This window comes from Brevibacterium sp. CSND-B09, from assembly GCF_052906525.1.
The window spans coordinates 2,381,537-2,392,774 of the sequence record NZ_JBREGI010000001.1 but is presented as its reverse complement, the minus strand read 5'-3'; the positions used below and the strand labels follow the sequence as shown (position 1 = coordinate 2,392,774).

Here is an 11,238-nt window from a genome sequence, read left to right as displayed (position 1 = left end):
GGCGGGCCTCAGTCGAGTCCGAGATCCGCGGTCGTCAGCGCGGTCAGGTACGGAATTCCCGTGGCTTCGACCCGTTCCTTGGCGCCGGTGTCGCGATCCATGACCACCGCCACGGCGACCACCTCGGCGCCGGCTTCCTTGAGCGCTTCGACGGCGGTGAGCACGGAACCGCCCGTGGTCGACGTGTCCTCGACGGCGACGACGCGCTTGCCGGCGACGTCGGGGCCTTCGACGCGACGGGACATTCCGTGCTTCTTCGCCTCTTTGCGCACGACGAAGGAGTCGAGCGGGGTGCCGCGCACCACCGACCGGTGCATGACTGCGGTGCCGACCGGGTCGGCGCCCATCGTCAGGCCGCCGACGGCATCGACCTTGTCGAGCAGATCATGAGCCTCGAGGAGATCGAGGACGACATCGCCGACGAGCGGTGCCGAACGGTGATCGAGGGTGACCCGACGCAGATCGAGGTAGTAGTCGGCCTCCTTGCCGGAGGAGAGGGTCACCCTGCCGCGCACCACGGCGAGTTCGTCGATGAGGTCGAGCAGTTGTCGGCGAGTGTCAGCGCTGTCGGTCATGAACTCCAGTCTACTGGGCGGTCGGACCACGCCCGTTCAGCCCCGTCACAGTGACCAGGCGCACTCCCTTTCAGCGTCCAGAAGGCCTCCCTCAGGCCTCCCGCCTCAGAGCCCAGCTGCCCTTTTGCCGCGGCCCGCTGACATCGGATGTGAGTATCCTCGTGAGGATCCGGCTGGTCGTGCTGACACCGGATGTGACTATCCTCGTGAGGATCCGGCTGGTCGTGCTGACACCGGATGTGACTATCCTCGTGAGGATACGGCTGGCTCTGCGTCTGTATAGATGTCATAAAGGATCAACAAGACTTGGCACTTACCTTGCGTTTCGGTTGTACAGTGGCAACAGCACCGTGCAACCCGGCCGGTCAACTGTCTCAGAAGGGACGTGAGCAACATGGGTTTCATCGCATACCTCATCCTCGGACTCATCGCCGGAGCCATCGCTAAGGCGATCCTGCCCGGCAAACAGGGCGGCGGCTTCTTCGCCACGCTCATCCTCGGCGTCATCGGAGCCATGCTGGGCGGCTGGCTCGGCGGCATGATCTTCGGTGCCCAGATGGATAAGTTCTTCTCACTGTCGTCCTGGCTGTGCGCGATCGGCGGCTCGCTGATCGTGCTCATCATCTGGGGCCTCATCACCGGACGCTCGAAGAGCAAGGCCGACTGAGGGACTGCAGCCATCTAGAGAGCCACTGCCCGGCGGCACCCCACTGCGACCGGGCGGCAATAGCCCAGAAAAAGGTGGACAGCCCAAGTTTGAAACTGGGCTATCCACCTTTTTCTGTGCCGTTCGCGTCTTGGGTGCCGCCCGCCGCACGACCTCAGCGGCTGCGGCTGACGATGTGCACGTCGATGTCGATCTCCCCAATGGGCCCGTCGACCGCCGCCTGCAGGTCGACGGCGATGACGGCGAAGAGCTCGTCGACGATCTCGGTCACGGGCCGACTGTCATCGAGATGCGCATCGATCCGGACGCCGAGATCCTCGCCAGTGCGCCAGACCTCGACGCGCAGCGGTTCGGACCCGGTTCGGCGCATCACTCGAGCGGCCGCGTTGGCGATCATGTCGCGCAGCCCCGGTGCCAGGCCGGTGACGCCGTCGACTCCGGTGACGGATTCGGTCAGGCGGGCCGAGACCGCCGCCTCGTCGAATCCGCGTGAGGTCCCGTTTTCAAACCTCGGCTTTTCAACTCTCGCTTTCTCAACCCTCGGCTTCTCAGTCATCGGCGGCCTCCTCATCGACGAAGACGTCCTCGACGGTGACGTCGACTCGCATTGCGGGGATCCCCACCTGCGCGATCAGGGCACCGGCGACGCTGCGGCGGACATCCTCGGCGGCGGAGACGAAGGCCGTCCCCGCGCTCATCGTCACGGTCAGCGAAACTTCGACGGCGCTGCCCTCCGGCTCGCCCGCGGGGGTCAGATTCACGCTGCGGGCGCGGATCCCGGGCACGGAGTCGACGGCCTCGCGGATGATTCCGCGCACCTCTGCCGTCGCCATCCGGAAAGGGTTGCCGCGCTCGGTCGTCAGCTTCGTGGCCGGCGCCAGGGCCGCGTCCTCGCGCACGATCTGGAGGATGCGTTCGCGCAGGCCGACGGATTCGGCGGGGTCCGGTTCGAAGGCCCCCATGTATTCGTCGATGATGCCGCGCAGGTGAGCGTCCGTGGCGTCGACGGACTCGTCGCTCATACCCATCCTTCCATGCCCTCGGCGATGGCGGTTCGGGCGCGGTGGATGCGTCCGCGCACACTGCCTTCGCTGATTCCCAAGGTCTCGGCGACCTCGGCGTAGCTGAGACCTTCCATCTGGTGGAGCACCCACGTTACACGCTGCTCGGAGGACAGAGTCTGCAGAATCTCGGAGAAATGCTCAAGCGCCGTGCGTGCCTCGACGGACCGTTCGACCGAGGCGGCACCGTCGACGTGATGGCCGAGGTCCTCCGGATCCGATGCGTCGGAGGGCCGGGATGTGCGTCGGCGCAGCACATCGGTGCAGCGGTTCGAGGCCATCCGGTAGATCCACGTGCCGAAGGCAGCGGGTTCGGCCAGGGCGTCGAGCGATCTCCAGGCCTTGACGAGCGTGTCCTGAACGACGTCCTCGGCATCCTGTCGATCCCCGAGCGCACGCCAGGCGAAACGCAGCAGCTTCCGCTCGTATTCGTCGACGAGGGCCTCGAACGAGGCGATGTCGCCCTCGCGAGCGCGCACAACCAGGGTGACGATGTCGAAACGATCATCTCCCCTTGTCATATTCCCATCGTAGGCCACGCGGCCGCGGAACCGGCTTGCCGCCTCGGCGAAAAATTCGCTCCGGCGAAAAATTTCTGCGAACACCGCGTGAGGATTTCATTGAGGCTGCGTCTGTACCTGTGTAAGCATCCTTCAGACGAAGGACTTGCGAACCGCATGCACCTCCAACGAAAAGGAAGAACGATGCCGGAACCCAAGCAGTCCGATTCGAACCAGAAGGCCCAGACCACCCAGAACGATGACGTGCGCAGCCCGCTCGTCACCGAGATGGGCACCACCACCATCGCCGAGAACGTCGTCGCCAAGCTCACCGGAATCGCCGCCCGCGAGGTCCCCGGCGTCTACGGAATGGGCAATGCCGCACGCCGCGCCTTCGACACCCTCACCGACCGCATCCCCGGCTCGCAGACCAATGTCTCGGGCGGAGTGTCCGTGGAGAAGGGTGAGAAGCAGACCGCCATCGACCTCACCATCGTCGTCGAATACGGCACCTCCATCGTCGACGTCGCCGAGGCGATCCGCCGCAACGTCGTGCGCGCCGTCGAACAGGGCACCGGACTCCAGGTCGTCGAGGTCAACATCGACGTCACCGACGTCCACCTGCCCGAGGACGACGAAGAGGCTCCGGCCAAGGATTCGCCGGAACTCAACTGACCCTCATCCGCTGCACCACCTCGGCAGAAGGAATGCCATGTCGAAAACTCTCATCGGACTCCTCGTCGGCCTGACGCTGGGAATCGTCGCCTACTTCGGCGGTTTCCTCGCGTTCCTCGTCGTCGCCATCTGCGGCGGGCTCGGCCTGGTCGTCGGCCTCGTCCTCGACGGACGCCTCGACCTGTCCGCGCTGAGCTCACGCTCGACCACGCGGAGGTAGCGCCGTGGCCCCGATACTCGACGACGCTCCAGCTCGCCGAGGCGGCTTGACGATCGCGGACAAGGTCGTGGAGCGCACCGCCGGGCAGGTGCTGAAAGACCTGCCCGGCGTCGGCGGCACGAGCTCGGGTCTCTTCGGAATCGGAGCGAGTTCCAGCCTGGACACGCGCCCGTCCGTGGATGTCACCCTGTCCGGGCGCAGCTGCACGCTCGCCGTCCAGCTGGGCCTGGCCTACCCCACCCCCATCGTCGAGGCGACCGAACACGTCCGCTCCACCCTGAGTCACGAAGTCGAACGCCTCACCGGTGTCACCGTCCGTCAGGTCGACATCAGCGTGCGGTGGCTCGCCCCGGAGTCCTCCGGTGCGAATCGAGGAAGGAATCGCCTGCAATGAGCACACGCCTGCTGCGCAAGCGGCCCTCCCGCATCGGTCCGGCCGTGGTCGTCGCCCTCATCCTGCTGCTCCTCGCCGTGGGACTCGGCTGGGCCGGCATCGCCGCATTCGTGAGCTTCGGATCCGTCGCAGCCGCACTGATCGAGGCACCGGATTCCGCCATCGCCGAGGCGGCCGGGAACCTGCATTGGAATTCCGCGGTCGTCATCGCGGTCGGCATCGTCCTGGCTCTGCTCGGACTCATCGCCTTCATCCTCGGCATCTCTCCCGGAGCGCGCCGGATCCTCGGCGTGAGCGCCGCTGGGTCAGAACACATCGGTGATTTCGAGGTCGCCCTGCCCACCTCGGCGCTGTCGCAGATCGCGGCCGCGGCCGCCGATGGGGTCGACGGCGTCAGCGGGGTCAAGGCCTCGTCGAACGCGAGGTCGACGATCGTGACGTTCTCGACGCCGATCCGCGACGTTGAGCCGATCCGCGCCGAAGTCGAAGCCGCCGTCAGGGAACGCTTCGCCTCGATCTCATTCGACCGCACCCCCACGGTGAAGGTCCAGGCCAGAAGGAGTCAGTCATGAGACGCACGGCCGCCGCCGCCAACCGCACGGGACTGATCATCCTCGGCCTCATCGCGCTGATCATCGGATTGGCAGTGCTCGCCATCGGGTTCGGTCTCACCGCCCCGGTCGACCCTGCCCTGGAGGCGGGAGCGGATCTCGGTCCGGTCGCCTCGGTGCTGGCGCAGCCCTATTCGGCGCTCATCGCCGTGGTCGTGGCCCTCATCCTGGCGATCATCGGGCTCCGCTGGCTGAGCGTGCAGGTCCCGCGCAAGGACTTCGCGAAGCCCTTCCGGATGCAGGCCGATGCCCGCACGGGTCTGACCACGGTGAATGCGGAGGTCATCGCCGAGGCGGTCGCCGCCGACCTCGAATCCACCGACGGAGTCTCCGACGCCACGGTGATTCTGCGCGGCACCGCGCGGAGTCCGGAGCTGCTCATCCACGTCGACGCCGATGAACGCGCCGACATCGATGCGATCATCGCCGAAGTCGCCGAGCGCGCCGCCGGCAATGCGGCAATGGCACTCGGTGCTCCGCTGAGCGCGGTGGCCCTGGAGATCGGCATCGCCCGCACTCGCTCGCGCCGCCAGCGCAGCGTCAGCGTCCAGTAGCGCCGACATCCAAGAGCGCCGCAGTCGGCAGAAGCCGGCAGCTGCAGTTTCTGCTTCAGCAGCAGGCAACGGCGAGGTCACCATCGGATGCGGCCACCGAATCCAGGTCACTATCGGATACTTTTCGCACGCAGAAGTATCCGATAGTGACCTGGATTCGAGTTCGGATGTCCGATAGTGACCTGAAATCAGGCGGGCGGTCGCGAAACACTGCCGTGAATGACAAGAACCCCGGGGCGCGTAATCGCGACATCCCGGGGTCCTCGCAGCACTCCCCTCGAGTACCCGGACGCATCCCCATACGTCCGTTATGTCCACCCGATCCCCACCGGGCGAACACATTAATTTGACCACACTTTCGTGTCGCTTGTAAAGAATCTCACGCTCCGTCTTGAATCCTGTCGGGCTCTATAGCACAGAAGCGATCAGAATAAAACCCCTGGTCACAGGCTCAGCCCCCGGTAGTTCAATCCTCAACTCAGTTGTGCCGCCCCTGCCGAAAATTGCATATAGGTCACATCCCGCGGCGAGCACACGACCACAGTTCGATGACCGCCGGCGCATCTCGCGAATCCCGACTCAGCGATCGCGGGTGCGGGCGAAGGAGAATCCGGCCGACCCCCATCGCATGAGCGGACGCGGCACCACAGGGGCAACGAGCGCGGCAATGCGATATCCCCACCCCGGCACAGAGACGACCTTCCCCGCCCGCGCATCACGCAGCGACTCCCGCACCACCTGATCGACGCTGAGCCAGATCAGGCCGGGTCCCGGACGCTCCACGCCGAGGCGGCTGTGGAATTCCGTCCGGATGAAGCCAGGCAGAACGGCGGTGACCGTCACCGGGCCGCCCCTGAGTTCCCCGGCGAGCGCCTCGGTGAAGACCAGAGTCGAAGCTTTCGACGCGGCATACTGTCCCATCGTCGTCACCGCCGCCAGCGAGGAGACGTTGATGATTCCTCCGCGACCGCGGGACTGCATGCGCCGAGCCGCTGCCAGCGACAGCTCTCTCACCGCCCCGGCGAGCACCCGATCGAGCACCTCTAGCTCAGCAGCATCGGTACCCAGCAGTGTCCCGGACAGACCGAAGCCGGCATTGTTGATGAGCACATCGATCGGCTGCGTCGCGATGATCTCGTTGACCGCGTCGATACCGTCACGGGTCGACAGATCGGCCACGGCCGCCTCGGCGTGGGTACTCTGCCTGGTTCGCAGCTGCTCGGCCAGCTGATTCAGCCGGTCCTCGTCCCTGGCGACCAGGACGAGGTCGTAGCCCTCGGCGGCCAGGGTGCGGGCATAGCCGCGCCCCAGCCCGGAGCTCGCCCCGGTGATGAGGGCACGCGGCCGCGGATTCATACCGCGCCTTGACCTCGACGAACGGTCAGGGACTGAACTGCTGTGCCGATGGGTCCGTCGACGTCGCTGAGCACGCTCGTCGTCTGCCCCAGTCCGGTCGGCCCGAAGGCCACCTTGGTGTCGAAGCCGACCCAGCCGGCTTCGGGCACGCGAGTGAGGTGGATGGAGAGGTCGACGTTCGGGAAGAACGTCGTCTTCGGATCCTCACGGACGGCCAGACCGTTGGCGGTGTCGACGAACTTGACGAAGGCCGCGGTCGGCGGGTCGCTCTCACCGTCGACGAGAGGATAGGGACTGCGCACCCAGGACCGTGCGTAGCCGGGGTGGGCGTCCGCTCCCTGGCGCCCCTCGAGGGACGCGATGTAACCGCCGCCCCAACGGTTGGTGAAAGGAATCTCGGGCACTTCGGACACGGGCGGCATCGCGGACCATTCGTCGCCTGCGACCGCCTCGGTGTCGGAGGCCTGCAGTCTCCACACCCGAGCGGTCACGCTGGTGCGCTCACCGTGGCGCATATGCGCTTCGACGAGTTCGATGGTGCGGCCGGGGCGGACGACATTGACATCGATGGTGAACTCGCCGGAGTGGATGACGCCGAGGACGTCGAAGGTCACCCGGGAGATGAGCTTGTCGCTGGGCAGTCGACGTTCGATCTCGGCAAGCACCATCCCCGAGGCGGGCGCGAGGTGCTGCTCGCCGGGCTGCCAAGCACCCTGGCTGTGCAGAGTCGAGACGAGGCGGTCCTCGGACAGCCGCACATAGTAGGAGTCCGGGTAGGCGCCACCGTCATGGCCGAGGTGTTCATTGGGAGCTTCAGGCATGGTCCCAATCCTATCGACCCGTCGAGACCCCGCTTTCTCCTCCGGCGCGGACGGCTTAGGGTGGGAGGGTGAGAATCGCTACGTGGAATGTGAACTCGATCCGTGCCCGCCATGACCGCATCGGGGCCTGGCTGGATCGTTCGGATGTCGATGTCCTGGCCATCCAGGAGCTCAAGTGCAAGGACTCGCAGTTCCCCGAGGAGCTGTTCACCGAGCGCGGCTACGAGGTCAGCTATCACGGCCTCAACCAGTGGAACGGTGTCGCCATCGCCTCGCGCGTCGGACTGGCCGACACCGAGATCGGGTTCAAGGACATCCCTGCCTTCGGTTCGGAAGAACCCGTCGTCGAAGCCCGGTCGCTGTCGGTGACCTGCAACGATGTACGCGTCTATTCGCTCTATGTGCCCAACGGCCGCGAACTCGACCACCCGCACTACGGCTACAAGCTGGAGTGGTACAAGGCGCTGACGGCCGATATCGCCGCCCAGCTCAGCGCCGAACCGGAGAAGAAGCTCGTCCTCTGCGGTGACTTCAACGTCGCTCCGCTCGACGAGGACGTCTGGGACATGGCCGAGTTCGACGGTGCCACCCACGTCTCCGATGCCGAGCGTGCCGCTTTCGATGATCTCCTCGGCGCGGGCCTGAGCGAAGTCACCCGCCAGTTCACGCCCGGACCCGGCGTCTACACCTTCTGGGACTACCAGAAACTGCGCTTCCCGAAGAAGCAGGGCATGCGCATCGACTTCCAGCTCGCCTCGCAGGCGCTGGCGAAGACAGCGACCGCAGGCGAGATCGACCGTGAGGAGCGCAAGGGCAAAGGCGCGTCCGATCACGCTCCCGTCGTCGTCGACTACGACCTCTGAGGCACCTTCGTCTCACCTTTCGGCACCCCGGCGCAACTTCAGCGTCGAAGCCATAGACATCTCCCCTCTCTTCTGGTGAAGTTGAATCAGGAGCTAGGAAGGTGACGAGGATGTCAGCAACTGTCCGCGAATTGGTCGACGAAGCCTACGACCGGCGTGAGTCCACCTGGAGGGCCGCCCTCGAGACGGTCAATGACTGGGTCGAGTCCGTCCGCGCTCCATCCGCACTGCTCTCCGGAGATCGAGTGCGCGTCGTCGACGGTCGGATCAAGGATCGACTGCGCACCGGCGAGAAGCTGCGCCGCAAGCTCGCCGATGCCAACGACGAGATCCACGAATCCGTCGAGGTCGAGAACCAGGTCATCGATGTCGTCGGCGCCCGCGTCATCTGCCGCACCGAACGCGAACAGTCGGCCCTGTGGGACCTGCTCACCGAGGTGAGCGACGATACGAACCTCTCCATCGCCGAGGTGCGCGACTACTCCGCGACCCCGAAGCCCTCTGGATACCGCGGCCGCCACCTCATCGTCGAGGTTCCCTTCGATTCCGAGCCTTCCGTCCTCGTCGAACTCCAGCTGCGCACGATCATGCAGGACGCGTGGTGCGTGCTCGCCGAGGAGCACCTCTTCAAACCCGGGCAGGCCCTGAAATCCGATGCCCAGCAGGAACGGCTGTCGGTGATCCTCGCAGGTCTGATGGCGCAGGCCGACTCCGTGGCCGGCTACATCGCCGATGACGTCGGCGCGTATCTGGGCATGGGCAATTCCGCCCCGCCCCGCGCCTTCGCCGAGGCGGACGAACCGACAGATCCGGCCATCGAGGTCACGATCCGCGAACTCAACCACTCCTATGTCCTCGCCGCCGACGAGGTGGGCCGCCACGGCATCATCCGCTTGGAGACGCTCGGACTGACCCCCGACAACCCGGAGCGCTCTGCGTTCCCCCATCCGGGCGACAAGTTGCAGGTGCGCATGGACGAGTCGAACAACACGCGCTACTTCATCCCCGTCGGCCACGACCGCTGAGTCGAGCACGACCGCTGAGTCGAGCACGTCAGCTGAGCTGCCTGCGACAGGCAGTGGCGGCTGTTCGGTCAGTCGCGTTTGACGCGCTTGAGCCCGTCAAGGGTCCAGGCGAAGGAATCCGGCCCGTCCCAGATCAACACCAGCCATTCGTCAGCGGTCAGGTCATAGCCGATATCGAGCTGATGCGACTGCGTGTTCTTGCTGAGTTCGGACTTCACTTCATCGTGCAGAGCGGCCACGTCGACAGCTGGGATCTCGGCGGGTCTGAGCCATTTGTCTGACGGACTCTGGCTCGTGTCGGTGTCGACCGTCGGACGAAAGCCCTTCCGGAAGCGGACCGTGATCCACTCGTCGTTCTCGTTCGACCCCTTGACCGTGACGTCGTCTCCTCCGCCCTGAATCCGCCCGACCATGGTCAGCCCGAGTGCCGTCGCATGTTCGATTGCTGAGGGCACAGTGTCCTTGCGCCAGTTCAGCACCTGCACGAGATCAGTGGGAACGGTCTCCTCATAGTCGTCCTCAGACTCGGAAGAATCAGACTCAGAGGACGCCGAGTTCGACCCCACTTCGCCTCCACCGCCTCGGCCAGTCGCCTCGGCGCCGTCTCCGCTCTTCACCCACGCCCGGGTGCCGACCCACGAGGCGGCAGTGATGCCGACCAGTGCCCCGATGCCGAGCACGAATCGCCGACGGTCGGTCGTCTGCGCTCGTTCGAACTTCTCGTCGTGCCATTCGAAGGGCAGATCGGCGACGAGGCCGTCGAGGGTGGTGAAACTGGTGGCCGCCTCGGCGGAAGCGATCCGCTCGTCGTGTTCGTCGGCGCTGAGCCGTTCGTCGGCGAGCGCCTCATTGAGCGCTGAGATATAGGGCGCGCGTTCGTCACGGGAGGGGAGCCAATCGTCCTTCTTCTTCTCGGCCATTTCGATCCCCTTCATTCCTCGCCCGTGCGATGGATGGAGATGAGCTCTCTCCCGTCAGCAGTCCAGCGCAGTTCGCCTCCGCCATCGCCGTAGTCGCCGCCTGCCACCATCACAGAGATCACCGGTTCCGCTTTGCTGTTGGACGCGTCGCTCTCGGTCCGCAGCTCCACTCGCAGGCCCTGCCCGCTGCCGAGTTTCTTCGCTGCCGCCTGGGCCATCGCCGGGATGAGGCCGAGAGCGAAGTCGTCGAGTGTGAAGAGCCTGTCGCCTTCGCCCAAGCGACTGCTGGGGGTGATGTCTGGCTCTGCACGCCCGTAGACGATGACGCTGTCGATGCCGCGAGACGATTTCAGACTGCGGGCACCGGCCTGGAACACATCCGGATCGATAGAGATCTCACGGAAATGCGTGTACCCCTTGTCCTTCACCCTTGTCAGCACATCTTCGAGGGCAGCAGGATCAGTGATGAAGTCGACCTCAGGCGAGTCCGAGCCCGAAGTTTCGACTGCCTTTGAGTCCGCGCCGAAGAGCCGAGAGGCTCCGCCGGCGACGACGAAGCCCAAGGCAGCGGCACCACCGGCGAGCAGGAGGCGGCGGCTGACCGCCGGGGCGCCGGAAGTCCGCAGCGAACGGCGCCGCTTGAGCGCCTCGGCGCGGGTGAGTGTGGTCGGGAACTCGACCTCGGGTCGGGGCAGATCGGCCAGGGCTCGCTGCAGGTCCGCGGCATGGTTCCCGGTTTCGATGAGAGTGGAGCGGCGCTCGAACTCTTCATCGTCGATGCGCCCGTCGGCATAGGCCGACGACAGAGCGGTGCGAAAGGCGTCGCGTTCGACGAATGAAGGGCGCAATTCTTTCCGGGCGGCTCCGGCTGTATCGGACCGGTCGTCTGGGTTCCCGGTCGACGTCTGCAGAATAGCCACGGATAAATGATGCCACCGTTGCCAAGCGTGGGCCACTTCAACTCACCGTGCTGCGCGGGCCGTCGCACTGGATGAT

Annotated in this window: 16 protein-coding genes; 8 read left to right on the top strand and 8 right to left on the bottom strand. The window is 65.6% G+C overall.

The window, feature by feature from the left end:
- Positions 1 to 8: 8 nt before the first annotated feature.
- A complete protein-coding gene (gene pyrE / locus ACU4IU_RS10740; RefSeq protein WP_062862586.1) occupies positions 9 to 575 on the bottom strand; it encodes an orotate phosphoribosyltransferase in 567 nt (188 codons plus the stop codon).
- A gap of 394 nt (positions 576 to 969) precedes the next feature.
- Between pyrE and ACU4IU_RS10735 the strand changes: the two genes are divergently transcribed.
- Complete coding sequence (locus ACU4IU_RS10735; protein ID WP_101547170.1) at positions 970 to 1,242, top strand: GlsB/YeaQ/YmgE family stress response membrane protein; 273 nt, start codon at positions 970 to 972, stop codon at positions 1,240 to 1,242.
- Between the two features lie 154 nt (positions 1,243 to 1,396).
- Here the strand turns inward: ACU4IU_RS10735 and ACU4IU_RS10730 are convergent, their stop codons facing one another.
- The 3 genes from ACU4IU_RS10730 to ACU4IU_RS10720 are packed head-to-tail and all read right to left on the bottom strand — an operon-like array spanning position 1,397 to position 2,824.
- Positions 1,397 to 1,798, bottom strand: coding sequence for a hypothetical protein (locus ACU4IU_RS10730; RefSeq protein WP_446656695.1), 402 nt, complete (start codon positions 1,796 to 1,798; stop codon positions 1,397 to 1,399).
- Positions 1,791 to 2,264 (bottom strand): hypothetical protein, encoded by a 474-nt coding sequence (locus ACU4IU_RS10725; protein ID WP_253903885.1) that lies wholly within the window; start codon positions 2,262 to 2,264, stop codon positions 1,791 to 1,793. The genes ACU4IU_RS10730 and ACU4IU_RS10725 overlap by 8 nt, the downstream gene beginning before the upstream one ends.
- A complete protein-coding gene (locus ACU4IU_RS10720; RefSeq protein WP_259358385.1) occupies positions 2,261 to 2,824 on the bottom strand; it encodes an RNA polymerase sigma factor in 564 nt (187 codons plus the stop codon). Before ACU4IU_RS10720 ends, ACU4IU_RS10725 begins: the two co-directional genes overlap by 4 nt.
- Before the next feature lie 183 nt (positions 2,825 to 3,007).
- Here ACU4IU_RS10720 and ACU4IU_RS10715 point away from each other — a divergent pair, with 183 nt between their 5' ends.
- From ACU4IU_RS10715 to ACU4IU_RS10695, 5 genes are read left to right on the top strand one after another with little or no spacing between them, the layout of a single operon-like run.
- On the top strand, positions 3,008 to 3,478 hold the full coding sequence (locus ACU4IU_RS10715; protein WP_139469056.1) for an Asp23/Gls24 family envelope stress response protein: 471 nt from the start codon (positions 3,008 to 3,010) through the stop codon (positions 3,476 to 3,478).
- A gap of 37 nt (positions 3,479 to 3,515) precedes the next feature.
- Positions 3,516 to 3,698 carry a hypothetical protein gene (locus tag ACU4IU_RS10710; RefSeq protein WP_062862592.1) on the top strand — a complete coding sequence of 61 codons (183 nt, stop codon included), beginning with the start codon at positions 3,516 to 3,518 and terminating at the stop codon, positions 3,696 to 3,698.
- A 4-nt stretch (positions 3,699 to 3,702) separates the two neighbouring features.
- Entirely contained in the window at positions 3,703 to 4,092 is a 390-nt protein-coding gene (locus ACU4IU_RS10705; protein WP_229664069.1) for an Asp23/Gls24 family envelope stress response protein, read from the top strand.
- A complete protein-coding gene (locus tag ACU4IU_RS10700; protein ID WP_139469055.1) occupies positions 4,089 to 4,664 on the top strand; it encodes a DUF6286 domain-containing protein in 576 nt (191 codons plus the stop codon). The genes ACU4IU_RS10705 and ACU4IU_RS10700 overlap by 4 nt, the downstream gene beginning before the upstream one ends.
- Positions 4,661 to 5,257, top strand: a complete 597-nt coding sequence (locus ACU4IU_RS10695; protein WP_376904586.1) for an alkaline shock response membrane anchor protein AmaP — start codon at positions 4,661 to 4,663, stop codon at positions 5,255 to 5,257. Before ACU4IU_RS10700 ends, ACU4IU_RS10695 begins: the two co-directional genes overlap by 4 nt.
- A gap of 579 nt (positions 5,258 to 5,836) precedes the next feature.
- Here ACU4IU_RS10695 and ACU4IU_RS10690 read toward each other — a convergent pair.
- Together ACU4IU_RS10690 and ACU4IU_RS10685 are read right to left on the bottom strand one after the other, a co-directional pair.
- A complete protein-coding gene (locus ACU4IU_RS10690; RefSeq protein WP_376904585.1) occupies positions 5,837 to 6,613 on the bottom strand; it encodes an SDR family NAD(P)-dependent oxidoreductase in 777 nt (258 codons plus the stop codon).
- Entirely contained in the window at positions 6,610 to 7,434 is an 825-nt protein-coding gene (locus ACU4IU_RS10685; RefSeq protein WP_446656694.1) for a thioesterase family protein, read from the bottom strand. The genes ACU4IU_RS10690 and ACU4IU_RS10685 overlap by 4 nt, the downstream gene beginning before the upstream one ends.
- A gap of 68 nt (positions 7,435 to 7,502) precedes the next feature.
- Here ACU4IU_RS10685 and ACU4IU_RS10680 point away from each other — a divergent pair, with 68 nt between their 5' ends.
- Together ACU4IU_RS10680 and ACU4IU_RS10675 are read left to right on the top strand one after the other, a co-directional pair.
- Positions 7,503 to 8,297: an exodeoxyribonuclease III gene (locus ACU4IU_RS10680; protein WP_446656693.1), complete on the top strand. Its 795-nt coding sequence runs from the start codon at positions 7,503 to 7,505 to the stop codon at positions 8,295 to 8,297.
- Between the two features lie 110 nt (positions 8,298 to 8,407).
- Positions 8,408 to 9,322 (top strand): GTP pyrophosphokinase, encoded by a 915-nt coding sequence (locus ACU4IU_RS10675; RefSeq protein WP_139909276.1) that lies wholly within the window; start codon positions 8,408 to 8,410, stop codon positions 9,320 to 9,322.
- 68 nt (positions 9,323 to 9,390) lie between these two features.
- Here ACU4IU_RS10675 and ACU4IU_RS10670 read toward each other — a convergent pair whose 3' ends face one another.
- Positions 9,391 to 10,242 (bottom strand): DUF1707 SHOCT-like domain-containing protein, encoded by an 852-nt coding sequence (locus ACU4IU_RS10670; protein ID WP_446656692.1) that lies wholly within the window; start codon positions 10,240 to 10,242, stop codon positions 9,391 to 9,393.
- 11 nt (positions 10,243 to 10,253) lie between these two features.
- Positions 10,254 to 11,162 (bottom strand): DUF1707 SHOCT-like domain-containing protein, encoded by a 909-nt coding sequence (locus ACU4IU_RS10665; protein WP_446656691.1) that lies wholly within the window; start codon positions 11,160 to 11,162, stop codon positions 10,254 to 10,256.
- Positions 11,163 to 11,238 lie beyond the last annotated feature (76 nt).